The sequence below is a fragment of the Litorilituus lipolyticus genome (assembly GCF_006439335.1).
GTDB lineage: Bacteria > Pseudomonadota > Gammaproteobacteria > Enterobacterales > Alteromonadaceae > Colwellia > Colwellia lipolytica.
This window is the reverse complement of record NZ_SAWY01000001.1, coordinates 39,258-64,156: the sequence shown is the minus strand read 5'-3', so window position 1 is coordinate 64,156 and position 24,899 is coordinate 39,258. Positions and strand designations below refer to the sequence as shown.

Below are 24,899 nucleotides of genomic sequence, written 5' to 3'. Positions count from 1 at the left end.
AGTTAACCTGAACCCGGTTTAAGAGGTAAGTTAACTATTCAAATACAAAGAATTATATTTTATTCTCTTTCTAGCTTGATAGTTTTGCTTAATTCAAGGCAAATTTCGCGTCAATAGCTAGTCTATTGCAAGTAAATTAAACGAAGAAGTCAGTAAAAATAGCTGCTAGATAATTATTTATTAAGCCGAGCTCAGGTTAGTTAGCTGGCTTTATCCAAGATGCATAGTTATTTTCTTTTGTACTTTGCACTTCATACATCTTTGTAATGCTGTTCATTTCTTTTAATAAAGACTCAGTAACAACTTTGATGGTTTTTGGTGAAAAGTTACCTTCATTAGTGCCATCAAATTTAGTTTGGTAGAAACGCCATTGATTTGCTACTTCATCTAATGCTTCATTAATTTGAGGTGTGTTTTCTCTAGCTGCAATTAATTTATCTAAAGCTTGGGTAAATTGCCTTGCTGTTTTGTGCATTTCTTGTTTATAAATTTTTTCTTTATAGCCAGAGTTGCTCGCATAATAAAGCATGGCTAAACGCTGTGAAAGCATGCGCTGTCTACCCGATAGGTTGACTAAATGATCACTGTTGGCACGCGATGTATATTCTATGCTAAGCACTAATGCATGGGCAGATTTCAGTAGCTCGGTACTGCGTTTTACTATTTGTTCTGTCTTTTCTTTATCTGCTTTTGATAGTGCAAATGAGCGAAATGCATACCAGTTGTTTTTTAGTTTTTTTAGTGCTTGCTTAGATTTGTTATCTTTAATAGATGCATTTAAGTGGAAAATGTTTTCTTCGAATATTGCAGCACTTTCATCAAGTTCATTTCTGGCAGCTTCAGTACCAATATCCTGACTGACAAGAATATAGTTTTTTGCCATACGTTGAGAGAGCATTCGTTGTAGTCCAGCTTTGTTAATGGACTCAGATACATTTAATTGTTGTCCTTGAGCACTCCATGCTGTTGAAACAAAAAGAAGTATTAATAACTGTATTAGCTTAGTTTTCATTATGAAAATCATCCTGTCTATTATCCTAGGCGAACAATAAATAATAACAGTTGATAAATTATTGATATGGCGCAAATTAATGCGAATCTATCAGAATATATTCATATAAATTAGGAAGATGATATATAAAGCTATATTACTATAGCTTTCTTTTTATAATGTCTCTGATAATGAAGCGATTAGGGCTTAAATTAAATAACATTTCACTATTGACTGGGTAAGGTGTATTACATATATCTGCCGCAATAATATCAGCAGCCAGAGGTGCAGAGCAAAGCCCTCGAGCACCTAGTCCAAGAGCCATATATAAGTTACTCTCAACGGGAGCAGGCTCTGTGTATCGCCAGTTTTTATCTTTGGCTAAATGAGCATAAGTTTCGATATGTGCTGATATATCGGGCATAGCACCCACTAAAGGCATGTGATCTTGAGACATGCAGCGAAGCCTCGCTTTACTCGAGCTAATATCATGTTCTTGCCAATTTATATGCTCAGCAAGATCAGGCAAGCATTTATTAAGCATGGCTAAATTATATTGATCATCGCTACTGCTTGCTTGGGTGTTAGTGTCGTTCTTTTGAAAAGTTGCCCCGATACAATGAATGTTGTTATTTTTTGGCGTTAAATAGCCTTTATGGCATAGTACACTTTTTAGGGGCGATATCATTTCATTACTTTGCATACTCGTTACTTGTCCACGTGTTGCAGATAGTGGTAATGACTTAATGTAATCTAAATCAATAACTTCAGCGCCTCCACAGATAATCAATATACTTGCGTTGAAGTTGCCCTTATTAGAAGTTAATTGCCATTTCACTTCTTTGTTGGATGCAGCAGAATGTGTCATAGGTGCAATTTTTTTGATATGTGTGTTGGTCTTGATTTTTAATCTGCCCGTTTCTTGAGCCGCTTTTAAAACTTGTTGAACAAGCTGCTGGGGAGCAGCCCAGCCAGCATTTGGCATAAACAGTCCGCCATATTGCAAAGGTATGCCAGCTATCTCAGTTGCCTGAGAAGCATTAACACTCTGAATAAGCTCTTTAGGCCATGCCGCTAATTGTTCAAATTTGTTTTGTCGTTGCGTTAAAGAGTCCTTATAAGATAGCTCAAGCAAGCCACACCATTGATGATCGAACTGAAAACCTTGCTGATAAATGTCATTGTAAAAATGTTTAGCACGCCAAAATGCTGCTTGATAAAATGAACTTATATCATCTTGCGATTGGTGTAATAAAGGATATAAAGCACCAATAGCATTACTCGAGCCACCTTGAGCAATTGCATCATCTTTACAATATAAAGTAATTTTTACGCCCTGAGTTGCTAATTTATATGCAATACATGCTGAAGCAATCCCGCCGCCTATGATGCTGACATGTTGAGGCTTTGTGATTTTCGGCCGATGTTGATAGCCTTTATTGGGGTTAACTCGGTGAAAGGTGCCCCGTAAAATCTCTTTCTTTTTTCCTTTTGATGGAAGTTTCTCTAATCTAAAACCAATATCTTGTAGTGCTCTTTTAACAAAGCCTGCCACAGTGAAGGTGGTAAGTGATGCTTGCTCTTGACTTAACCTAGCTATTTGCTGAAAAAGCTCTGCGCTCCACATATCAGGGTTTTTAGCTGGAGAGAAACCATCGAGATACCATATATCAACCAAATCACAAGTTAGCTTTGAATTATCTTTTGGCTTTTTTGCGACGGATAGTTGTTTTAAACCCTGACTGGCATCATCAAATATAACGGTTAATCTGACTTTATTATTTAAAAAGCTTGCTTCAAATACTTGCTCTTTAGTTGTGTTTTTTTCGCTTAGGTATTGTTCAGTGAGTAATGTTGCATAGGGTGCTAATTCTGGCAAAGCCTTAAGTGATTGAGATAATTGCTCTTTATTGAGAGGGTATTTTTCTACACTCACAAAATGCATGGGAGCTAGATCATGTGAGCATTCACTTTTTGCTTTTTGGTACGCTTGTAAGGTCAATAAAAAATTTAGCCCTGTACCAAAACCGGTTTCAGCTATAGTTACCGTTGATTTTGCCTCGATAAATCGTTGTTTAATATTATTGCCGCAAATGAAAATATCATCGCTTTGTTGATAACCTGACTCAGTATCAAAGTAAATGTCGTTAAAGCGAGTACAAAATGGAGCACCATCTTTTTTGAAAGTGAGAGCGCTTTTTAAATCTGCTGTTGTATCAGTTATTTTTGAGTTTTCAGTAGACAAAATATTTACCAATAAAAATATCATTCAATGATTTAATGTTGGTTATTTTACGCTATATATTGATCGCGATCAGAGATATTTTGCATTAGCTGTTTGATATTAGTCAAAAGAGCATAGATATATTTTTGGTTATAGCTTAATATTGTGTACAAGTGTACGCTGGATGTTGTACTCGTAATACCAGTTGATGGGATTATGTTTGTATAATACAGCAGATTTTAAAATGATAGATGGTTGATTAAATGAAACGTGTAGTGATTACAGGTATTGGTATTGTATCAAGTATAGGTAACAATGCCGATGAGGTTTTAGCCTCATTAAAAGCAGGAAAGTCTGGTATAACTCGTTCAGAAAGCTTTGCTGAACAAGGGCTTCGCAGCCAAGTTTGGGGAAAGCCCGCTTTAGAAACTAAAGATCATATTGATCGTAAAGCATTACGTTTCATGGGGGATGCCGCAGGTTATGCATACATCGCAATGGATCAAGCTATTGCCGATTCAAAGTTAACTAAAGAGCAAGTTTCTAACTACCGTACAGGTATTGTTGCTGGCTCTGGTGGCGCATCTTCAGCCAATATTGTTGCTTCTACAGATACGCTAAGAAACCGTGGTATCCGACGTGTTGGTCCATATGCCGTACCGAAAACAATGGGTAGTACTTGTTCAGCTTGTTTAGCAACACCATTTGAAATTAAAGGTGTTAACTATTCAATTAGTTCAGCCTGTGCAACCAGTGCTCACTGTATTGGTCATGCAATGGAGCTTATTCAATTAGGCAAACAAGATGTTGTATTTGCTGGTGGTGGTGAAGAGGTTGATTGGTCATTAGCTATGATGTTTGATGGCATGGGGGCATTATCTTCAAAATATAATGACAACCCTGAAATTGCTTCACGTACTTATGATGCTGACAGAGATGGTTTTGTTATTTCTGGTGGTGGCGGTATGGTTGTTGTTGAAGAACTTGAACATGCTTTAGCACGTGGTGCACATATTTATGCTGAGATTGTCGGCTATGGTGCTACATCTGACGGTTACGATATGGTTGCTCCAAGTGGCGAAGGTGCTGTTCGTTGCATGCAACAAGCAATGGAAGGTGTTGAAGGTAAAATTGACTACTTAAATACGCATGGTACATCTACGCCCGTTGGTGATGTTAAAGAGCTTGGTGCAATTCAAGAATTGTTTGGTGAAGACTCGCCTGCAATTAGTGCTACAAAAGCAATGTCTGGTCATGCATTAGGTGCTGCTGGTGTACATGAAGCTATTTACTCTATCTTAATGATGGAAAATGATTTTGTTGCTCCTTCAATCAATGTTGATAATTTAGATGAGCAAGCAAAAGGTTTAGATATTGTAACTGAAAAACGTGACACTAAACTTGACCTTATCATGTCAAACAGTTTTGGCTTTGGTGGCACAAACGCTACCTTAGTAATGAAAAAGTATAAATAGAATACTTTTAGCTGATTAGTAAATCCTGATGATTAGTGTTTACTAATCATCAGGATTTTTTTTATCTAAAAACAGACCTTTTATGTCATTTAGGTATAATGAAGCAAAATTAAACATTAATAATTGATAATGAATATTTTTTACGATGAGAATATGCCTTTTGCGCATGAGTTTTTTAGCGAATTAGGAAACCTTTACCCCTTTTCAGGACGTGAATTGCAAGCACAAGACATCAAGAATGCAGATGTCTTGTTAGTGCGCTCAATAACTCAAGTTAATGAAGCGTTATTGAAGCAAGCACCGCAATTAAAGTTTGTTGGTACGGCGACCATTGGAACTGATCATATTGATCAAGAATATTTAAAGCAGCAGAGCATTTCATTTCATTCAGCTCCGGGCTGTAATGCAATTTCTGTAGCAGAGTACGTATTAAGTGCTTTAGTCGTCCTAGCAGAGCGGTATTTAATTAATTTATCAACATTAACTGTTGGCATTGTCGGGGCTGGAAATACTGGCACTCGGCTTGCGGAAAAGTTATCGGCATTAAATATTCATTTTAAACTATGTGATCCTATACTTGAGGCTAAGCAAAAGCAGGGAAGTAATGATACTCGTCAGTATTATCCGTTAGAGGAAGTGTTAGCCTGTGATGTCATCTCAATACATGTACCTAAAACGGTGACAGGTGAACATCGCACAGTTAAATTACTTGATCAGCAACGTTTATTAAACCTTCGACCTGAACAAATTCTGATTAGCGCTTGTCGCGGAGAGGTGATTGATAATCACGCTTTACTTCGTTTAAAAGAGCAAGGGCATGGTGTAAAGCTTGTACTGGACGTTTGGGAAGGTGAGCCTAATGTTTTACAAGCCCTGATCCCTTATACTGAAATAGCCACGGCACATATTGCTGGTTATAGCTTAGAAGGAAAAGCTCGTGGCAGTGAAATGCTCTATCAGGCATTATGTAATGAGCTAAAAATAGCACAAAAATTTCAGTTAAATGATTTTTTACCTGCGGCAAATATTTCATCTATTGAAATAACGCAACAATTTGATCAAATAGTACTAAACCAGATAGTTAAAATGGTTTACGATGTCAGGCGAGATGATGCTATTTTTCGTCAACAATTATCTGAACAAGGTTTCGATACCATTAGAAAAACATACCCCGCTCGTAGGGAGTTTTCTTCGGTAAGTGTCACCTTGTCTCCAAATGCCTATAGCGATGTGCCACATCGTTTAGGCTTTACAAAAACGTCCAACTAAAAAGAGAGAGGATCATGGCACAAAAATTTGATGTATGCATACTTGGCGCAACAGGGCTAGTTGGCAAAACCATTATGGAAATTTTAGAAGAAAGAGATTTCCCAATTAATAAATTATATCCATTAGCTAGTGCTCGTTCAGCTGGTGAATTTATTGAGTTTAATGGTGAAAGCATTGAAGTACTTGACGCTGATCACTTTGATTGGAGCCAAGCGCAAATTGGATTTTTCTCAGCAGGCGGTGCTACATCGGCTAAATATGCTCCTATGGCTGGTGATGCTGGCTGTATTGTTATTGATAATACCTCTGAATTTAGATACGAAGCTGATATCCCTTTAATTGTTCCAGAAGTGAACCCACACGCTTTAGCTGAATATCGCAATCGAAATATTATTGCTAACCCTAACTGCTCAACGATTCAAATGTTAGTAGCACTTAAACCCATTCATGATGCAGTGGGTATCAGTAGAGTTAATGTAAGTACTTATCAGTCAGTTTCTGGTGGTGGCAAAGAAGCTATGGATGAATTAGCTAAACAAACTGCTGATTTGCTAAGTGGTAAGCCGGTTGAGAGTAAAAACTTTAGTCGTCAAATTGCCTTTAACGTTATTCCACAAATTGATGTTTTTTTAGATAATGGCTACACCAAAGAAGAAATGAAAATGGTGTGGGAAACTAAAAAGATTTTAGGTGATGACAATGTACTAGTTAATCCTACTGCAGTGCGTGTTCCAGTATTTTATGGTCACGGTGAAGCATTACACATTGAAACTAATGCACCAATTTCTGCTGAAGAAGTAAAAGAGTTATTAGCACAATCACCTGGCCTTGTTGTATGTCCTAATGATGAAGACTTCCCAACGCAAATTGGTGATGCAAGTGGTAAAGATGAAACTTATGTTGGTCGTATCCGTGAAGATATAAGTCATAATAACGGCATTAATATGTGGATTGTGGCTGATAATGTCCGCAAAGGTGCGGCAACAAATAGTATTCAAATTGCAGAACTGTTAATTAAAGAACACCTAATTTAAGATTATTGGTCAATCGAAATTAGTAGTATCAGTAAGCGACTAATTTAACCATAAGTAAATTAAAGAAAAACTAAAACTCGTCGTTAACTATATTAGATAGTTGCGGCGAGTTTTTTCTTTTGAGCAATCACATTTTTATTGTCATAATAATGCAAGACATCTGACTTGAATTTGGTATTATCTTATTCATAAGTAAGTGATTTGGAATAATCTTTGCTTAAGTTTGATGAGCTATTATGTATTTCAACGGTGCGACTGTTATTGCCAATTAATTGGCGATAGAGCAATAGTTTGTTCGAAAAATATAATTCATATAATAATTTTTGATAAAAAGCGATTTTACTAGGAAGTCTTCATGCAAAGTTTATTGCGCCTTTGCCTTTGGCAGGTAGTTATTGTCAGCATATTGTTCGCTCATATACCAGCAAATGCTGAAGAAGAACGCGGCATTCGTATGCGCGGTCCTAAAAGTACCGATGTTTTTCCTTATGATAAATACGGCCCAATCAGCTCTAAAGACACTTTATGGAATATAGCATTAAGAGTTCGACCTGATAATCGTTTGACTGTTTATCAAGTTATGCAGGCCTTATTTCAAGAAAACCCGCAAGCATTTGTAGAAAATAACCGTAATCACCTTGTTGAAGGACAATATATCAAAATACCTTCATTTGAGCAGATGATGGCGATTGATAGCAATAATGCGCGCTCTAAAACTGAACAAGATGAAAAAGCTTGGCAAAAGAAACAACCTCAAACAGTTAAAAAAACGACTAAACCAGTTACGCCAGCAGTTAAGAAAGAAGATTTAGACACAGTAAAAGTTGCAATTAATGAAAAGCTTCAAACGATTGATACTGCACAACAACAACGTCTTGAAAACATTCAACAAGATGTGCTTGATTCAATTGATGGCTTACAGGCGATACTAAAAGAAAATGAATCGTTAAGAGATAGACTCTCAAGTTTTAATCAGCAGCTTGAAGTAATGCAAGATGAAGTTGCAAAAGGTAAAGAAATCAAGTCACAAATGGATGACATGATAAAACTTCAGCAAGCACTACTTGCCAAAGCAGAAGCAAGAGAGCAAGAGTTGTTGCTAGAAAAGCAGCAAGCAGAAATGGATAAAAATGACTTTCTTAATAATCCATTATTCTTAATCGCAATGTCTACAATTCCTGCTTCGATATTAGTCGGGTTCTTTATTTTATATTTAAAAAGAAAACGTGAAACTAAAGATGATGCAAGCTTTGTAGAAGAACTATTCGATGCTGAGAAACCTGAAGAAAAACAAGCGAAGAAAGCAAGCTTAGACGATGAATTAGGCTTGGATGATGATTTATCTCTTGATGATGAACTGTCGTTAGATGATGAGCTAGGTTTAGGTGATGATTTATCTTTAGATGATGAACTTGGGCTAGATGATGATTTATCCCTTGATGATGAACTTGATTTAGATGACGACCTTTCAATTGACTTGTTAGAAGGCGATGAATCAGATTCAGATGATGCCATACATTTAGACGATGATGATGCGTTAGATGATTTAGACGACCTTGAAGATATATTACTTGATGATGAGAGTGAGCCAGAAGTTCTTGATAATGGTGAATTAGATCAGGGCGATTTAGATTCATTGCTATCTGGCCTTGATGAAGAGGACTCTCTTGAAGATGACGCTATTGCCGTGGAAGAGACTAATGAGAGTGAAGTATTAGCGGGAGGAGAGTTAAATCAGGATGATTTGAATGACTTGTTAGGTGACCTAGATAGTGATGATGAAGATATTGATACCATCACTGAGCCAGAAGCTGACGAGGGGGCGGGCGTTGAAGAAATAGATATTGATGAAGCATTAGCAGAAGCGCAATCAAGTAATACTGCTGATGAGCTATCAGCAGAAGTAACCGACCCTGATGATATTGATGCTTTGCTTGACTCGATGAATGATTCAGCGAGTGAAACTGATACAGCATCAGATGAACCAGAAGCTATCGAAACTGTTGAAGCAGTTGAAACGAGTAATGCTGTTGCTGATGAGCTACCAGCAGAAGTTACCGACCCTGATGATATTGATGCCTTGCTTGACTCGATGAATGGTTCAATGAATGAGACAGCAAGTGAAACTGATACAGCGTCAGATGAATCTGAAGCAGTTGAAGCAGTTGAAACGAGTAATGCTGTTGCTGATGAGTTACCAGCAGAAGTTACCGACCCTGATGATATTGATGCCTTGCTTGATTCGATGAATGATTCAATGAATGACTCAGCAAGCGAAACTGATGCTGCACCAGATGAACCAGAAGCAGTTCAAACAAGTAATGTTGTTGCTGATGAGCTACCAGCAGAAGTTACCGACCCTGATGATATTGATGCTTTGCTTGACTCGATGAATGAGACAGCAAGTGAGTCTGCTGCATCTGAAAATGAACCAGAAACAGTTGAATCAGTTGAAGCAAGTAATGTTGTTGCTGATGAGCTACCAGCAGAAGTTACTGACCCTGATGATATTGATGCTTTGCTTGATTCGATGAATGAGACAGCAAGTGAAACTGATGCTGCACCAGATGAACCTGAAGCAGTTGAAGCAGTTCAAACAAGTAATGCTGTTGCTGATGAGCTACCAGCAGAAGTTACCGACCCTGATGATATTGATGCCTTGCTTGATTCGATGAATGGTTCAATGAATGAGACAGCGAGTGAAACTGATACGGCATCAGATGAATCAGAAGCAGTTCAAACAAGTATTGCTGTTGCTGATGAGCTACCAGCAGAAGTTACCGACCCTGATGATATTGATGCCTTGCTTGATTCGATGAATGACTCAGCGAGTGAAACTGATACAGCATCAGATGAACCAGAAGCAGTTGAAACAAGTAATGCTGTTGCTGATGAGTTACCAGCTGAAGTTACCGACCCTGATGATATTGATGCTTTGCTTGATTCAATGGCGGACTCAATCCCTGAAGACACAGTTGAGACACCAGCAAGTAACCTTGCTGATGAACTACCTGACGATGTAACGGATCCTGATGATATCGATGCTTTACTTGACTCTATGAATGGTATAGCTCAAGAAAACAGCGATAAAGTTGAGTCAGTGCAGACTGCAACTGTAGAGCGGGTTGAAGTAGAAGATGTTTCTGAAGATGATTTTTCTGAGAATGCTGAAAAGATTAACCAGTTTACAGAAGAATATGTTGCTCCATTTTTAAATGCTGATTTTAATGATTTTCGAAACGAAGAACATTTAGACGCCGATAACTCAAATGCAAATGAAGAGTCTATTGATGAACTAGACATTGATGCCTTAATTTCTGAAGTGAGTGAAAATGTTGATAGCATTGATTCAACAGAAGAGTTGGAGAATAAAGCCTCAGAAGTAGTAGAAAATCTTGATTTTACTGATGAGAACGTTTTAGCGGACTTACTTGCTGAAAACGTAGAAGAACATCCTGGTTCTGATACAGATCTTGAAGACGAAGCCTCGCTTGATGTAGATGAAGTTGAACTGAGTAATGAGTCAAATAGTGAAATTGAAGATATTGAAGAATTAGATAATACAGATTTTGATGAGTTACTTGCTAATATTGAAGAGGAATCTTCAACGCCTGAAAATACGGCAGTTGAAGACGACCTATTAGACGATATAGGTGATTCTCTAGTGGCTGATGTTGCGATTACTGAGCCTTCGAATGAGAATGAAAGAAGTGAACCAGAAGTAGAGCAAGAGAAGGATTATGTGTCTGTTGATGAGTTACTTTCTGAAACTCAAGAAGATGATTCTGACGAAGAACCTTATGATAAGGCTAATATTGATGTTGGCCTAAATGAATATTCAGAGTTTGCTAAGGATAGTGAAGCTATTGATGTAGATGATGACAGTGATATTGCTGGCAAGCTTGATTTAGCGAAGGTTTACGCAGAAATCGGTGATATAGATAATGCGAAAGCAGTATTAGATGAAGTACTGGCTAAAGGTGATGAGCAACAAAAATCTATGGCTGATGAAATATTGAAGAAATTGATGGGTTAATTAATCAGGTAATATTTCTTGGCTAGACGTAGCAGCAAGCTTAAAAATAATGGATAATGCGCAGCAATTTTTCAAACTGATATTTTAAGTGATAAATTAACATGCGCTATGCATTAGGTATTGAATATGACGGCAAAAACTACTGTGGCTGGCAGCGACAAAAAACTGTAGTCAGTGTTCAACAAACATTAGAAAAAGCCTTATCTAAAATAGCTGATGAAAACATTGAAGTTGTTTGTGCTGGTCGTACTGATACAGGTGTAAATGCGACTAACCAAGTTATTCACTTTGATACTGAAAAAGTAAGGAAAGATGTAGCTTGGACTTTGGGTGTAAATACTCACTTACCTAAAGATGTTGCTGTTAAATGGGTTAAGCAAGTCGATGAAGAATTTCATGCTCGCTTCAGTGCAACAGCAAGGCGATATCGATATATTATTTTTAACAGCCCAATCCGTAGCGCAATCTTAAACCACGGCATTAGTCATTGTCACTTTGAATTAGATGAGACTCTTATGCAAGAAGGCGCTCAGTATTTAGTGGGCCGCCATGACTTTACCTCATACCGAACCGTTCATTGTCAATCTCATTCTCCTGTTAGAACTATTGAACATTGCCAAATCAGCCGCCAAGGTAAATATATCGTTGTGGATATTAAAGCCAATGCTTTTTTACATCATATGGTAAGGAACATTGTAGGAAGCTTGATGCGAGTTGGTCAGGCTATTGAGCCGACAGTATGGATTAAAGAAGTTTTAGAGCAAAAAAACCGTTGCGTCGCTGGTGTTACAGCCCCACCGGAAGGGCTGTATTTTGTTGATGTTGACTACCCCGAGCAATTTAATATCCCTAAACACCCATTAGGGCCATTATTTTTGTAAGCGCCGTTATATTTTTGAAAAAATTGAGTAAAAGCAACAAAAAGTTACACAGCTGACCAGTTTTTTATATAAAATATAGGCTAAACTATGCTCTAATACGCGGTTTAGATTAGTATTCTTTTAAAATGATGTTTGATGAACAAGTTTTCATCAAATAATCGATTTATATTCGTTGCAATAGGCAAAAATAAAATTATGAGCTGGATAGAAAAGATTCTCCCGAAAGCAAAATCAACACAAAAACGTAATATCCCTGAAGGGGTATGGAGTAAGTGTACTTCTTGTAATGCTGTTCTATACAAAGTTGAATTAGAAAGACAGATTTCAGTGTGTCCAAAATGTGATCATCACATGAGAATTGGCGCTCGTAAGCGCATTGATAGCTTTCTGGATCAAAATAATCGACTTGAGTTAGGTGAAGAGTTCGAAGCACAAGATGTGTTGAAGTTTAAAGATTCAAAACGCTACAAAGATCGTTTGAGTTCTGCTCAGAAAAATTCTGGCGAAAAAGACGCTTTAGTTGTTATGAAAGGCGAATTGCAAGGTACTCCAGTTGTTGTGGCGGCATTTGAATTTTCTTTCTTAGGTGGCTCAATGGCATCTGTTGTAGGTGCTAGGTTTGTAAAAGGTGTAGAGTATTGCTTAGAGCACAACCTACCATTTATTTGTTTCTCAGCAAGTGGTGGTGCAAGAATGCAAGAAGCATTATTTTCATTGATGCAAATGGCTAAAACAAGTGCGGCTTTAGCAAAAATGAGTGAAAAAGGCCTACCATATGTTTCTGTACTTACCGACCCTACTATGGGTGGTGTTTCGGCAAGTTTAGCTATGCTAGGTGATGTTAATATCGCTGAGCCTAAAGCGTTAATTGGTTTTGCTGGCCCGCGTGTTATTGAACAAACTGTACGCGAGAAATTGCCAGAAGGCTTTCAACGAAGTGAGTTCTTGTTAGAGAAAGGTGCTATCGACATGATTGTTGATCGCAGGGAAATGCGTAATACGCTTGCAAGACTACTCGGTAAATTCATGGGGCATGCTTCTCCAGCAGCATAAACGAATAATAATTATTTTATGTCTGATATTATTAAAAGCCACTCGCGAAGCTTAAACGAGTGGCTTTCTTATTTAGAAACTATTCATAGTACAGAAATTGATTTGGGCTTAAGCCGTATAGCTCAAGTTGCTGTATTGCTAAATGTTGATTTAAGTTTTGCTACGGTTATTACCGTGGCAGGAACAAATGGCAAAGGAACCACTTGTGCTTTTTTAGAAAATGCGTTCATGCAGCCAGAGTGCATTAAGCAACTTACTATGAAAGAATCCATAACTACTGGTGTTAGTAGTGTTGCGGTATATTCTTCTCCACATATAAACCGCTTTAATGAAAGGCTTAGAGTTGATAAAAAAGATGTCTGTGATGAATTTTTTATTGAAGCATTTGAACTTATAGAAAAAGCTCGCGGTGATATTTCATTAAGCTACTATGAATACACTACCCTCGCAGCGTTTCTTATTATGATGAAGTTAAAACCTTCAATAATCATTTTAGAAGTTGGGTTAGGAGGGCGGTTGGATGCAACTAATATTATTGATGCTGATGTCGGGGTTGTCACTACAATCGATTTAGATCATCAAGCATTTTTAGGCAATGACAGAGAATCAATTGGTTATGAAAAGGCAGGTATAATGCGTGCTGAACAGCTTATTGTTGTTGGTGATACAGATGTACCTGCTTCCGTTGTCAATTATGGTAACTCTTTAGTAGTCAACTCTGGCAAAAATACTGATGAGCAGTTGGTTAACAATAATATGTTTATCCGTGAAAGAGACTTTCAAATAGTGCAGAATAGTTTATCTAACTGGTCATTAAAAGCTGGAGCAAAGCTACTAGAAAATTTAAAACCATGTCATATTCCCCAAGATAATGTTGCTACAGCTTTAATGGTGCTTTATAAATTGGGTGTTAGTTTGAACACTCAGTTTGTAAATATGTTAATTGGGCAAACTAAAGTTTCTGGTAGAACAGAGCTCTTTACTGCTCAAGAGCAAGCGAACTTCCTTACGTCGTGTGATGTTGTACTTGATGTTGGTCATAATCCACAAGCAACAAGGTATTTAGCAAAGCAGATCAAACAATATAAGCGTGATAGAGGGTATAAAAATATTCATGCTGTTGTTGCTATGTTGGCTGATAAAGATATCGAAAATAGCCTTAAATCATTAATTGAAGAAATTGATGTTTGGTATATCGGGCAGCTTGATGTACCAAGAGCATCTTCGACAAAAGATGTTGCAAATATAGCTGCAAAATTTGCTAATTCAATCAATTGCTTTGACAATGTCAGTCAGGCATTTAAAATAGCTAACCATCAAGCTAACTCAGACGATCTAATATTAGTCTTCGGTTCATTTTTTACTGTAGCAGAAGTCAGAGAGTTATTGGTTTAGCTTAGTTGTCATTCAAGATTATTGATTGTACTTAATTTGGAGTATCGTTTGTCTACACCGTTTCAAAATCGTCTTGTTGGTACCGTTATTGTTGCGGCCATCGTGATTATTTTCTTACCAGATCTTTTAGATGGTGAAAAGAACTCTAATAAGGCTCATTTTCAAAAAATCCCAGAAACTCCTGTCTTTACAGGTAAGTTATCAAACAAAAAGTTTCCTACAGATAAATTGATTGAAAAGAAAGATAAGCCGATAAGTAATGAGCAAGCTATTGATGTGCTTGCAACTGTTGACAATAGTGATAGTACAGCGCAACAAAGCGCACAAAAAACGGTAAGTGAAGATACCGATGAAATCAATGCTAATAAAGTAAAAACAGCCAAAGTTGAAGAAAAGCCAAAAGCAAAACAACCGAATCACACGGCTGCTAAGAAAGTTAAAGAGCAAAGTTTACCTGAGCGTGCTGTTGCTAAACAGGCTTGGGTTATTCATTTAGGTAGTTTTAAACATAAGCAAAATGTTGCACAACTTTTGAAGAAATTGAAAGATAATGGCTATACTGCTTTCACTCGCCCAATTAAAACTAAGCAAGGCACATTAACTAAAGTATTTATTGGCCCAGAGTTAATTAAGTCTTCTTTAGAGAATAAACTACCCGCATTGAAAAAGTTAACGAATACTCAAGGGAAGGTCGCATTATTTGAACCAATAAGCTGATCCTTGCAAATAAAAAAGTAGGGATTTTTTTATGCTTCTGTTAGAATGCGCGCCTCTAATCAATGAGAAACTCAAATTATGGTTTGGATAGATTACGCCATCTTGGTAATTATTGGTGTTTCAACACTAATTAGTTTAGTACGTGGATTTGTTAAAGAGGCTGTCTCTTTAGTTATCTGGATAAGTGCCTTCTTTATCGCCAGTACTTTCTATGCAAATTTAGCCAACTTATTAACCAATATTTCCGATCAAGTTCTTCGAAATGCTGCGGCAATTGCCATTCTATTTATCACGACACTCATTTTAGGCGCCTTAGTTAATTACCTTATCGGGCAATTAGTGAGTAAGACAGGACTTTCGGGCACAGACAGAGTGCTCGGTTTAGTTTTTGGTGCACTAAGAGGTGTACTTATTGTTAGCGCAGTATTATTTTTCATGGATGCCTTTACCAGCGCTTCATCAACAAGTTGGTGGACTGGTTCTCAATTGATCCCTGAGTTTACTTTGATTATTGAGTGGTTTTTTGACTACCTTGAACAGTCATCAAGTTTTTTATCTTAGCTATAATATAGCAAGACTATTTAGATAAGTTTTTCGTTTTAATAAAAGACGAATCAATGAATAAAGCTAGCTTGTTAATTTCAAGCTAAACAGAATTTATATAATAACTTAGCTATTAGGCTTTATGGCTTATAAGCTAAGTGTTGTGATTATTTTTTTGTGGAGAAAAGTTCATGTGTGGTGTGGTTGGCATAGTTGGTAAAACCCCTGTTAGTCAGTATTTATATGATGGCTTAACTGTTTTACAGCATCGAGGTCAAGATGCAGCGGGTATTGTCACAATCAGTGATAATACTTTTAGACTACGCAAAGCGAATGGTTTAGTGAAAGACGTTTTTCACACTCGCCATATGTTAAGGTTGCAAGGTAATATTGGTATTGGTCATATACGTTACCCTACAGCTGGTACGTCTAGCTCATCAGAAGCTCAGCCATTTTATGCTAATTCACCTTTTGGTATTTCATTAGCACATAACGGTAATTTGACTAATGCAGATGAGTTAAAGCATTGGTTACAAACTGAGGCTCGTCGACATGTTAACACGACTTCAGATTCTGAATTATTATTGAATATTTTGGGACATGAACTTCAACAAAGTGAAAATTTATCATTAACGTCTGATGATATTTTCTCAGCAGTTAGCAATGTTCACAAGCGAGTTCGTGGTGCTTATGCTACGGTAGCGCTTATTATTGGTCATGGTATGGTTGCTTTTCGTGATCCAAACGGTATTCGCCCACTGGTTTTTGGTAAACGTGAAACTGCAAAAGGTATTGAGTACATGGTGGCTTCAGAGTCTGTTGCTCTTGATGCCTGCTCCTTTGAATTTGTAAGAGATGTAGCGCCTGGTGAAACAATCTTCTTTTCTGAAGATGGGCAAATACACAGTCAACAATGTGCTGAAAATCCAGTTTATAGCCCTTGTATCTTCGAGTTTGTTTATTTTGCTCGACCAGATTCAACAATGGATAAAATGTCTGTATACGGCTCTCGTGTTGAAATGGGTACTAAGCTTGGTAAAAAGATTGCTGCAGAATGGGATGATATAGACATTGATGTTGTTATTCCTATTCCAGAAACTTCGTGTGATATTGCTCTGCAAATAGCTCATCAATTAGATATTCCATATCGCCAAGGTTTTGTGAAAAACCGCTATATTGGTAGAACTTTTATTATGCCTGGTCAAGAGCAACGTAAAAAATCAGTTCGCCAAAAGCTTAATGCAATCAAAACTGAGTTTAAGGGTAAGAACGTTTTACTCGTTGATGACTCAATCGTTCGCGGTACAACATCTGAACAAATTATTGAAATGGCACGCTCTGCAGGTGCTAATAAAGTGTATTTTGCATCGGCAGCTCCTGAAGTAAGGTTCCCGAATGTTTATGGAATTGATATGCCAAGCGCCAATGAGCTAGTAGCACATGGCCGAGAGCTTGATGATATTTGTGAATTAATTGGTGCAGATAAGCTTATTTATCAATCAATTGAAGATTTAGTCACTGCAGTAGGAGCGGCTAACCCTGAAATTAAAGCATTTGATACTTCGGTATTTGATGGTAACTATATCACTAATGATATTGACCAAGACTATCTAGAGAGACTTGATGCGTTAAGAAACAATACCACAAAAGAAAAGTCTGATAAAAATGCCGATTCAATAATTGATATGCACAATGAAGGGGCTGAGTAAGTTTTACTGAGCAATTAGTTAAGGCATTATTTATAAGCTAATAAATGAGAAAAGAGCACTACTGTAGAAATAGAGTGCTCTTTTTTATTTTTAAGAAATTAAAGGAATGTTAACCGATAAATTCAGGTCCAAACCCCATGCCCCACATTATTACGGTAAATGCGAGAATACCAACCAAAAGAACTAAGCCGCAAGTCACTACAGAACTTGAGTAAATAAAGCCTTTTTCTTCAGGGATATTCATCATAATAGGCACGCCAGAATATAGTAAATATACTGAGTAGGCTACGGCGCACATACCAGCAAGGGCTACAAACCAAAGTACAGGATATAATGCCGTGACACCTACCATTAGAACAGGAGTTGCAGTATAAGCTGCAAGTTCAAGTGACTGAACATAATTCGGCGTAGAGTCAAATGTTTTAGCCATCCATTGAATTAAATAGGCGAGTGCGAATACACCGAAGATCAATGCAAAATACATGGAGGCTGCCATAATTTTTGCGCTTGAGGTACTGATTGTTATTGGATCGCCAACTCCGATAGTCCAACCGATATGTGCAGCGGCATAATATCCGCAAATAGCTGGAATAAGAGATATAGTTAGGATATGCATTAAGCTATACATTAAGCTTTCATGACGCTTTTCTATTGTATGCCACTCATCTTTTGGATGTGCGTATAAGCCCCAGATATGATTTAAAATCATAGTAACTTCCCCTTGATATTTTGTTTGTGGAAACGTCTAAATACCACTCATTAGTTTTCAGCATGTATTAATTTTTTTTGCTGATACTCTATTTATGGGAGAAAGTTTAGCTTTCGTCAAGAATTGTCTTAAAAACAAACGAAAACAATTAAGATTTGATAGTTTTTATAACTAATGAGTCTATTTTCGGTGGTTTTGATATCTTTGGAGTTATAGTTGTCGCGATGTTAAGTATTGTTCAAGATATTTTTATTCTTACTACTGACATTACCTCGATATCAAAGCCAGCTATCAGCTCCTTATCAGGGTAATAAGTAATATTAACTCTTTGTCCCTGGAGACTTTTATATAGTTTCTTACGCTTATATTTGAAAGGAACATCTACTTTTTCAATCATAACGGTATTAATAAACCAGTCATCTGTTTCGCGTTGTACATGGGAAACGACTTTTATATTGTCGGTTTGGATAAGCTCTTTATGCTTAGTTAATAACTTTTGGCTGGCATTTTTGGCATGTGTTTTTTGTCTCACTGATGTCATTAACACCTCTGTAACTAGATAATTTGAACTTACTATTATGACAGTAATTATCTCGATAACCAGTAAGATTTTTGTCAAAAATATTGATCGGTTTAAAAAGAAATATCAGCTTTTATGGTAAGATCTTCAAAACTTTATTACTGAGCTAGTTATTTTATGCCGTATAGCGAACTTCTTGCACCGATAAAATCATTTCTTTTATGTGAAACGCCAGACGAATGGATAAATGAGGCTAAGAAACCTGAACGTTTACCTCTGCTTTTGATTGACCATATGATATGTGAATTAAAGGCCGGGCAAACAGCAATGTGGTTAATTCGAAAGTATGCTGTTGATAAAGCAAGTGGAGATGCACTACTTGAATGGGTTAAACCTTACGAAGATTTTATTTATCGAAAACAAGGTAACTTGGCTAGTCTCAATAGCAATAAAAACGATTTGAAGAAAACTATTATCCCTAAAGAGGGAAGTCGCTACGGGCAAAGTCTTATTGATAAAATGGTATTGTTAATTAAAGAAGAGTTACATCACTTTTATCAAGTGCTTCAGATTATGGAACAACGCCAAATTCCCTATGAAAATATTCGCGCAGGTCGTTACGCCAAAGGAATGATGAAGCATGTTAGAACTTATGAGCCTGAAGCATTGATTGATAAATTAATTATTGGTGCTTTCATTGAGGCCAGATCATGTGAACGCTTTGCTAAGCTTGCGCCGCATTTAGACGATGAGTTGAATAAATTTTATGTATCTTTGTTACGCTCAGAAGCACGACATTATCAAGACTACCTTGCTCTTGCAGAGGAAGTTGCACAAGGTAGTGTAAATGAAAGAGTAGAGCACTTTGCGCGAGTTGAGAAAGAGCTGATTACTTCAGCAGATGATGACTTTAAGTTTCACAGTGGTGTGCCAAACTGTTAGTCCTGTTGGCATTTTCTGCTTGATATTGGCTTGTAGCATTAGTATTAACAAGCCCCCATTTTTTTTGTAATTTCTGCAGCTTTCCTGACTTCACTATCATTGCAAAGGCGTTTTGGTACAATTTAACCAACTCAGGAGAGCTATCTTTATTGAAGGCGAAATTGATATAAGTTGGACGATCTTTTATTTGATGGACTGCAATAATGTCATCTATATCTAAGGTTAAGCTACTCGTTACAGAAGGTAGAGTAGCTTTGCTTGCGATGAATAGATCGACTCTTTCTTTAAAAACCATTTCAATGGCTTTTTCTTCATAAACTAGTCGGTATACATGATGAAAATTATGCTTCTTTAAATAGTTATCATCATTGGAGTTCCTAGAAACTGCCACACTATATTGTTTAATCTCTTCAAAGGTTAACTGAGCATTTTTAAATTGACTCTTGAGACCCCAGAATGAGGGGGAGGTCTTAACAATACAACCAATCCATTGAAATTTATTTTCACGTTTTGCTGTTCTTGCTATAGAGATAATCATTGAGTTTGGCGTTTCTAATACTTCTTTATATGCTCTTGCCCAAGAAACTAGTTGTACAGAGGTAGAAGTAACGGTAGTGCGGTTTAATTCATTAAGAACATCTATAGCCAACCCTGTTAGTTTTCCATCATTTTCCTGAAATTGAAAGGGAGCTAACTGCTCGGCATAAACGAGGATATCCTTATGCTGAGCAGAAACATAATGTGAGTAGAGTGAAAAAGCGATAAATATCAATGAGGTTCTTATGTTTCTCATTACTTTTGCCTTTTAATTATGTTATTTGTGTTAAGTAACTTTTATAGCATTTATGGTGTTTTTTTTACAGCAATACTTTAGTTACTAACAGTTGCTCATTAAGGTAAATTATATTTTGCTAAAAGACTCAGTAAGTAATTCTACTTTATCTTTCTCTACTTTTAGCCAAGCGCCTTGCTCGTACCAGTCACCTAATACTATACGTTGTGCAGTATTGTTATTTGCGGTTAACTTATGAATTGCAGGTCTATGGGTGTGACCATGAATTAACAGTTGGCTGTTATAATCTTCTAAACAATTCACGACTTCTTTTTGAGTCACGTCCATGATGTGTTGTGATTTCATTGCTGTGGCAGCACTGCTTCTTTTACGATAATCAGCGGCTTTCTTTTTGCGAAAAGGTAAAGGTAAGCTCGTCATCAGCGTTTTCCACCACCAAGAGCGAGATTTTTTTCTAAACTTCTGATATTCAATATCTTTAGTGCAAAGTGTATCTCCATGCATGATAACGGCTTTTTGTCCGTATAAATCTATTAAGGTCACCTCAGGTAAAAGGATCATGTTAGATTTTTTGGCGTATTTTTTACCTAAGAGAAAATCACGGTTACCATGAATATAGAAAATTTGTGTCCCTTGCTCACTAACTGAAGATAAGCCGTTTGCAATGCTATTAACAAAGTCACTATCATCATCGTCGCCTAACCAAGCTTCGAACAAATCCCCTAAAATATAGAGCTTTTCAGCATTCACTGCTTCGTTTTCTAGAAAGTTTAAAAAACAGGCCGTAATATCAGGCCTGTCTTCACTCAAGTGTAAGTCGGCAATAAAATACGTTATTGCCTTAATACTGGAACTCATTGAATAAACTTATGCTACAGTTGCTGAGTTAATAATGATTTCTTCTTTTGGCACATCTCCATGACCGAACATGTTACCGGTTTCAATTAAGGTCATTTTATCCACAATGTCCATGCCTTCAACAACTTCACCAAATACACAGTAACCCCATCCTTGAATAGATTCATTTTTAAAATCTAAAAAGTCATTGTCAGTTAAATTAATAAAAAACTGTGCTGATGCCGAGTGTGGCTCTTGGGTTCTTGCCATAGCTAAAGTACCACGTTTATTGCTTAAGCCATTGTTGGCTTCATTTTTGATACTAGCACGTGTGGTTTTCTCTTCAAGACCTGGGGCAAATCCACCACCTTGAGCCATGAACCCTTTGATAACGCGGTGAAAAATTGTACCGTTGTAGAAACCTTCTTCAACATATTGCTTAAAGTTTTCTGCTGTAATAGGTGCTTTTTCAAAGTTAAGCTCGATTTTGATATCGCCAAGATTGGTTTGTAATGTGATCATAATTTTCTCATTAAAAGGTTAGAAATTTTCTTGGCGAGAATTGTAGCCTAACTTTGTTTTAATTTCTTGTGAAAATAGTCTTTCTCTGTAATGACCCTTACTAATGTATAAGGTACAATGCCTTTTTATTTTATTCATTAGGAGTCATACATTCTCATGTTGCAAGTATATAACACGTTAACTCGTAAAAAAGAGGCCTTTACACCAATCACACCAGGTAAAGTCGGGTTATATGTTTGTGGATGTACTGTGTATGACTTATGCCATATTGGTCATGCTCGTACTTACATTAGCTTTGATAATATAGCCCGATATTTACGTTTCTCTGGTTACGATGTTAACTACATTCGTAACATTACTGATGTTGAAGACAAAATTATCAATCGTGCTATTGAAAACAATGAAACGACTGAGCAGTTAACAGAGCGAACAATTGCTGCAATGCATGAAGATTTTGACGCCCTAAATATGGCACGCCCTGATCTTGAGCCACGAGTCACAACTCATATGGTAGAAATCATTGAAATGATTGAAACATTAGTTGCTAAAGAACACGCTTATGTTGCTTCTTCTGGTGATGTGCTTTTTGATGTTTCGAGTTATAAAGAGTATGGCAAGCTAAGTGGTCAAAACTTAGAGCAATTACAAGCAGGTTCGCGGGTAGAAGTAGACGATAGCAAAAAGAGCCCACTAGATTTTGTTTTATGGAAATCGGCCAAACCTGAAGAGCCAAGTTGGGACTCGCCATGGGGAGCGGGTCGTCCAGGCTGGCATATTGAATGCTCTGCAATGAATGCAAAAGTATTAGGCAATCATTTTGATATTCATGGTGGTGGTTCAGATTTACAATTTCCACATCATGAAAATGAAGTCGCACAAAGTTGTTGTGCGCTCGATACGCCTTATGTTAATTACTGGATGCACACAGGTATGGTACAAGTAGACCAAGAAAAAATGTCTAAATCATTAGGCAATTTTTTCACCATTCGTGATGTGTTAGCACAATATGATGCTGAAACGGTTAGATTCTTTTTAACAACAGGGCATTATCGTAGTCAATTGAACTACTCAACAGAAAACTTAGAACAAGCTAGAGCGTCTGTTGAAAGAATTTATACTGCGTTAAGAGATGTAGAGCAGCCTAGTCATTTTGAAATTGATATGGACAATTCGTTAGTGAAACAATTTTGCCAAGCAATGGATGATGACTTTAATACTCCGCAAGCATTGGCGGTATTGTTTGAATTAGCGAAAGAATTAAATGTAGCTAAAATACAAGACCCTGAAAAAGCGCAGGAATTAGCGGCTACTTTAATTAACTTAGGTGGGCTTCTAGGTTTATTGCAATTATCTCCAGCGAAGTTTTTGCAGGGAAATAATGATGATAGCGAAGTAGAAATGATTGAAGGACTGATTGCACAACGTAATCAAGCTCGTGCGGACAAAAACTGGGCTTTAGCTGATGAAGCGAGAGATAAGTTGAATGAGCTTAATATCATTTTAGAGGACAGTGCGGGTAAAACAACGTGGCGTAAAGCATAATACTAAGTGTTAACCTTATTTACTAAAGTGCACCCATAAAAAAAGAGCTGATAAACAGCTCTTTTTTTATTTGCTGATTAATATTCATCAGCATATTAAATTTAAATCATCGAGGTTTATTTACCAAACTGTTCACAACCTAGCAAAGTATTTTCGATTAAACTTGCAACGGTCATTGGTCCTACACCGCCCGGAACTGGGCTGATAAAAGCAGCACGCTCTTTAGCGTTGTCAAAATCTACATCACCAATTAATTTTCCGTTATCTAAACGATTAATACCTACATCAATAACTAAAGCGCCTTCTTTAACCCAATCTCCAGGAATAAAGGCTGGCTTGCCTACAGCGACAACGAGTAGATCCGCATTTCTGACCTTACCTTCTAAATCTTTAGTAAAACGATGGCATGCGGTAACAGTACAGCCTTTTAATAGTAATTCTAAAATCATTGGTCTACCGACAATATTAGACACGCCAATAACGACAGCATTTAAGCCTCTAGTGTCCACACCGGTTGATTCTATAAGTGTGATTATACCTTTAGGAGTGCAAGGTCTGAGGCCAGGTTGTCTTAATAATAGCTTGCCGACATTTGATGGGTGAAAGCCATCAACATCTTTTTGTGGGTTAATATGCTCAATAATTAAATCAGAGTTTAACCCTTCTGGTAGAGGAAGTTGCACAAGAATACCATCTATAGTGTCATCATTGTTAAGTTCACTGACTAATGATAAAAGTTCGTCTTCAGAGGTTGTCGCAGGTAAGTCATAAGATCTTGAGACAAAGCCTACTTCTTCACAAGCTTTTCGCTTGCTACCCACATAAACTTGTGAGGCAGGATCGCTTCCTACTAAGATAACGGCAAGACCCGGTGCTCTATGCCCATTTTCAATTCGTTGGTTAACTTTTTCTTTTACGGAGTTTCTAAGCTGTTTGGCAATGGCCTTGCCATCAATCAATGCTGCTGTCATGAGTCTTTACGGGCCCTGAAAGTGATATAGTTGAACACGGGGCTATTCTGCCACAAAGGTATGCTGAGGTGTAGGCATTATTTCATTTAACTGCTAAAAGGTTGATCTTAATCTGGCATTAGCTTTTAATGGCAGTGTAGTGCAATATTTCATCAAGGATATATGCTTTTTGCCTGCTTAATAACTAACTTGTGTTAAAAGTGAGCGAACAGTGATTTTTTTATAAAAAAGGTTTGACTGCATCACAGCAAGTCGGTAATATCCGCACCCGTTGAAAGCGACAGTGCTTTTAACAAAAGTCGGTGATTAGCGCAGCTTGGTAGCGCACTTGGTTTGGGTCCAAGGGGTCGCAAGTTCGAATCTTGCATCACCGACCACTTTTTACTTACTCTGTATTTAAAAAGTACCTGTAGGTAATGTGCGCCCTTAGCTCAGCTGGATAGAGCAACGCCCTTCTAAGGCGTGGGTCGTAGGTTCGAATCCTACAGGGCGTGCCATACTTACAATTAAGTTACTATGGTGGCTATAGCTCAGTTGGTAGAGCCCCGGATTGTGATTCCGGTTGTCGTGGGTTCAAGTCCCATTAGCCACCCCATCTTTTTACACTTAGTACAAAGATAGTTAAGTTAAAGCGTACAAAGAATATCGGTGATTAGCGCAGCTTGGTAGCGCACTTGGTTTGGGTCCAAGGGGTCGCAAGTTCGAATCTTGCATCACCGACCACTTCTTTAACATT

General features: G+C 37.4%; 20 protein-coding genes and 4 tRNA genes. 16 read left to right on the top strand and 8 right to left on the bottom strand.

The window, feature by feature from the left end:
* Positions 1–196 precede the first annotated feature (196 nt).
* Together EPA86_RS00305 and mnmC are read right to left on the bottom strand one after the other, a co-directional pair.
* Positions 197–1,012, bottom strand: a complete 816-nt coding sequence (locus EPA86_RS00305; protein ID WP_170309518.1) for a type IV pili methyl-accepting chemotaxis transducer N-terminal domain-containing protein — start codon at positions 1,010–1,012, stop codon at positions 197–199.
* A 139-nt stretch (positions 1,013–1,151) separates the two neighbouring features.
* On the bottom strand, positions 1,152–3,236 hold the full coding sequence (mnmC, locus tag EPA86_RS00300; protein ID WP_246058177.1) for a bifunctional tRNA (5-methylaminomethyl-2-thiouridine)(34)-methyltransferase MnmC2/FAD-dependent 5-carboxymethylaminomethyl-2-thiouridine(34) oxidoreductase MnmC1: 2,085 nt from the start codon (positions 3,234–3,236) through the stop codon (positions 1,152–1,154).
* A gap of 242 nt (positions 3,237–3,478) precedes the next feature.
* Between mnmC and fabB the strand changes: the two genes are divergently transcribed.
* The 10 genes from fabB to purF all read left to right on the top strand — a co-directional run bounded on the left by fabB (position 3,479) and on the right by purF (position 17,327).
* Positions 3,479–4,690 (top strand): beta-ketoacyl-ACP synthase I, encoded by a 1,212-nt coding sequence (gene fabB, locus EPA86_RS00295; RefSeq protein ID WP_140600738.1) that lies wholly within the window; start codon positions 3,479–3,481, stop codon positions 4,688–4,690.
* Positions 4,691–4,819: 129 nt separating this feature from the next.
* Positions 4,820–5,959 (top strand): 4-phosphoerythronate dehydrogenase, encoded by a 1,140-nt coding sequence (locus EPA86_RS00290; RefSeq protein ID WP_140600736.1) that lies wholly within the window; start codon positions 4,820–4,822, stop codon positions 5,957–5,959.
* A 14-nt stretch (positions 5,960–5,973) separates the two neighbouring features.
* Complete coding sequence (locus tag EPA86_RS00285) at positions 5,974–6,993, top strand: aspartate-semialdehyde dehydrogenase (RefSeq protein ID WP_140600734.1); 1,020 nt, start codon at positions 5,974–5,976, stop codon at positions 6,991–6,993.
* Positions 6,994–7,348: 355 nt separating this feature from the next.
* Complete coding sequence (locus tag EPA86_RS00280; protein ID WP_140600732.1) at positions 7,349–11,029, top strand: FimV/HubP family polar landmark protein; 3,681 nt, start codon at positions 7,349–7,351, stop codon at positions 11,027–11,029.
* A gap of 101 nt (positions 11,030–11,130) precedes the next feature.
* The gene (gene truA, locus EPA86_RS00275; RefSeq protein WP_140600730.1) at positions 11,131–11,910 is read left to right on the top strand and encodes a tRNA pseudouridine(38-40) synthase TruA; all 780 of its coding nucleotides are present in this window, start codon (positions 11,131–11,133) and stop codon (positions 11,908–11,910) included.
* Between the two features lie 195 nt (positions 11,911–12,105).
* A complete protein-coding gene (accD, locus tag EPA86_RS00270) occupies positions 12,106–12,963 on the top strand; it encodes an acetyl-CoA carboxylase, carboxyltransferase subunit beta (protein ID WP_140600728.1) in 858 nt (285 codons plus the stop codon).
* A gap of 18 nt (positions 12,964–12,981) precedes the next feature.
* Entirely contained in the window at positions 12,982–14,358 is a 1,377-nt protein-coding gene (gene folC / locus EPA86_RS00265; protein WP_140600726.1) for a bifunctional tetrahydrofolate synthase/dihydrofolate synthase, read from the top strand.
* A gap of 48 nt (positions 14,359–14,406) precedes the next feature.
* A complete protein-coding gene (locus tag EPA86_RS00260; protein WP_140600724.1) occupies positions 14,407–15,075 on the top strand; it encodes an SPOR domain-containing protein in 669 nt (222 codons plus the stop codon).
* A gap of 78 nt (positions 15,076–15,153) precedes the next feature.
* On the top strand, positions 15,154–15,636 hold the full coding sequence (locus EPA86_RS00255) for a CvpA family protein (RefSeq protein WP_140600722.1): 483 nt from the start codon (positions 15,154–15,156) through the stop codon (positions 15,634–15,636).
* 173 nt (positions 15,637–15,809) lie between these two features.
* Entirely contained in the window at positions 15,810–17,327 is a 1,518-nt protein-coding gene (gene purF / locus EPA86_RS00250) for an amidophosphoribosyltransferase (RefSeq protein WP_140600720.1), read from the top strand.
* A 109-nt stretch (positions 17,328–17,436) separates the two neighbouring features.
* Here purF and EPA86_RS00245 read toward each other — a convergent pair whose 3' ends face one another.
* Positions 17,437–18,036, bottom strand: coding sequence for a Yip1 family protein (locus tag EPA86_RS00245; protein ID WP_140600718.1), 600 nt, complete (start codon positions 18,034–18,036; stop codon positions 17,437–17,439).
* 238 nt (positions 18,037–18,274) lie between these two features.
* Positions 18,275–18,577 (bottom strand): hypothetical protein, encoded by a 303-nt coding sequence (locus EPA86_RS00240; RefSeq protein ID WP_140600716.1) that lies wholly within the window; start codon positions 18,575–18,577, stop codon positions 18,275–18,277.
* A gap of 156 nt (positions 18,578–18,733) precedes the next feature.
* Between EPA86_RS00240 and miaE the strand changes: the two genes are divergently transcribed.
* Complete coding sequence (gene miaE / locus EPA86_RS00235) at positions 18,734–19,498, top strand: tRNA isopentenyl-2-thiomethyl-A-37 hydroxylase MiaE (protein ID WP_140600714.1); 765 nt, start codon at positions 18,734–18,736, stop codon at positions 19,496–19,498.
* On the opposite strand, the gene EPA86_RS00230 is transcribed toward miaE, so the two are convergent.
* The 3 genes from EPA86_RS00230 to EPA86_RS00220 form a co-directional block, all read right to left on the bottom strand.
* Positions 19,467–20,291, bottom strand: a complete 825-nt coding sequence (locus EPA86_RS00230) for a substrate-binding periplasmic protein (protein WP_140600712.1) — start codon at positions 20,289–20,291, stop codon at positions 19,467–19,469. The genes miaE and EPA86_RS00230 overlap by 32 nt on opposite strands.
* A gap of 108 nt (positions 20,292–20,399) precedes the next feature.
* Positions 20,400–21,149: a UDP-2,3-diacylglucosamine diphosphatase gene (locus EPA86_RS00225; RefSeq protein WP_140600710.1), complete on the bottom strand. Its 750-nt coding sequence runs from the start codon at positions 21,147–21,149 to the stop codon at positions 20,400–20,402.
* Positions 21,150–21,158: 9 nt separating this feature from the next.
* On the bottom strand, positions 21,159–21,650 hold the full coding sequence (locus tag EPA86_RS00220; RefSeq protein ID WP_140600708.1) for a peptidylprolyl isomerase: 492 nt from the start codon (positions 21,648–21,650) through the stop codon (positions 21,159–21,161).
* A gap of 156 nt (positions 21,651–21,806) precedes the next feature.
* Here EPA86_RS00220 and cysS point away from each other — a divergent pair, with 156 nt between their 5' ends.
* Positions 21,807–23,192, top strand: coding sequence for a cysteine--tRNA ligase (gene cysS, locus EPA86_RS00215; protein WP_140600706.1), 1,386 nt, complete (start codon positions 21,807–21,809; stop codon positions 23,190–23,192).
* A 116-nt stretch (positions 23,193–23,308) separates the two neighbouring features.
* On the opposite strand, the gene folD is transcribed toward cysS, so the two are convergent.
* The gene (folD, locus tag EPA86_RS00210) at positions 23,309–24,163 is read right to left on the bottom strand and encodes a bifunctional methylenetetrahydrofolate dehydrogenase/methenyltetrahydrofolate cyclohydrolase FolD (RefSeq protein WP_140600704.1); all 855 of its coding nucleotides are present in this window, start codon (positions 24,161–24,163) and stop codon (positions 23,309–23,311) included.
* 300 nt (positions 24,164–24,463) lie between these two features.
* On the opposite strand from folD, the gene EPA86_RS00205 reads away from it, so the two are divergent.
* From EPA86_RS00205 to EPA86_RS00190, 4 genes are all read left to right on the top strand, one after another.
* Positions 24,464–24,540: transfer RNA gene (locus EPA86_RS00205), tRNA-Pro, on the top strand.
* Positions 24,541–24,583: 43 nt separating this feature from the next.
* Positions 24,584–24,660: transfer RNA gene (locus EPA86_RS00200), tRNA-Arg, on the top strand.
* Positions 24,661–24,682: 22 nt separating this feature from the next.
* Positions 24,683–24,758: transfer RNA gene (locus EPA86_RS00195), tRNA-His, on the top strand.
* Between the two features lie 51 nt (positions 24,759–24,809).
* A tRNA-Pro gene (locus EPA86_RS00190) sits at positions 24,810–24,886 on the top strand.
* The last annotated feature ends 13 nt before the right edge of the window (positions 24,887–24,899 follow it).

What these genes read in the sequence shown, in the direction of transcription:
- EPA86_RS00305 (WP_170309518.1), bottom strand. Translation starts at nt 1,012, where the DNA reads ATGAAAACTAAGCTAATACAGTTATTAATACTTCTTTTTGTTTCAACA.
- fabB (WP_140600738.1), top strand. Translation starts at nt 3,479, where the DNA reads ATGAAACGTGTAGTGATTACAGGTATTGGTATTGTATCAAGTATAGGT.
- EPA86_RS00290 (WP_140600736.1), top strand. Translation starts at nt 4,820, where the DNA reads ATGAATATTTTTTACGATGAGAATATGCCTTTTGCGCATGAGTTTTTT.
- EPA86_RS00285 (WP_140600734.1), top strand. Translation starts at nt 5,974, where the DNA reads ATGGCACAAAAATTTGATGTATGCATACTTGGCGCAACAGGGCTAGTT.
- EPA86_RS00280 (WP_140600732.1), top strand. Translation starts at nt 7,349, where the DNA reads ATGCAAAGTTTATTGCGCCTTTGCCTTTGGCAGGTAGTTATTGTCAGC.
- truA (WP_140600730.1), top strand. Translation starts at nt 11,131, where the DNA reads ATGCGCTATGCATTAGGTATTGAATATGACGGCAAAAACTACTGTGGC.
- accD (WP_140600728.1), top strand. Translation starts at nt 12,106, where the DNA reads ATGAGCTGGATAGAAAAGATTCTCCCGAAAGCAAAATCAACACAAAAA.
- folC (WP_140600726.1), top strand. Translation starts at nt 12,982, where the DNA reads ATGTCTGATATTATTAAAAGCCACTCGCGAAGCTTAAACGAGTGGCTT.
- EPA86_RS00255 (WP_140600722.1), top strand. Translation starts at nt 15,154, where the DNA reads ATGGTTTGGATAGATTACGCCATCTTGGTAATTATTGGTGTTTCAACA.
- purF (WP_140600720.1), top strand. Translation starts at nt 15,810, where the DNA reads ATGTGTGGTGTGGTTGGCATAGTTGGTAAAACCCCTGTTAGTCAGTAT.
- EPA86_RS00245 (WP_140600718.1), bottom strand. Translation starts at nt 18,036, where the DNA reads ATGATTTTAAATCATATCTGGGGCTTATACGCACATCCAAAAGATGAG.
- EPA86_RS00240 (WP_140600716.1), bottom strand. Translation starts at nt 18,577, where the DNA reads ATGACATCAGTGAGACAAAAAACACATGCCAAAAATGCCAGCCAAAAG.
- miaE (WP_140600714.1), top strand. Translation starts at nt 18,734, where the DNA reads ATGCCGTATAGCGAACTTCTTGCACCGATAAAATCATTTCTTTTATGT.
- EPA86_RS00230 (WP_140600712.1), bottom strand. Translation starts at nt 20,291, where the DNA reads ATGAGAAACATAAGAACCTCATTGATATTTATCGCTTTTTCACTCTAC.
- EPA86_RS00225 (WP_140600710.1), bottom strand. Translation starts at nt 21,149, where the DNA reads ATGAGTTCCAGTATTAAGGCAATAACGTATTTTATTGCCGACTTACAC.
- EPA86_RS00220 (WP_140600708.1), bottom strand. Translation starts at nt 21,650, where the DNA reads ATGATCACATTACAAACCAATCTTGGCGATATCAAAATCGAGCTTAAC.
- cysS (WP_140600706.1), top strand. Translation starts at nt 21,807, where the DNA reads ATGTTGCAAGTATATAACACGTTAACTCGTAAAAAAGAGGCCTTTACA.
- folD (WP_140600704.1), bottom strand. Translation starts at nt 24,163, where the DNA reads ATGACAGCAGCATTGATTGATGGCAAGGCCATTGCCAAACAGCTTAGA.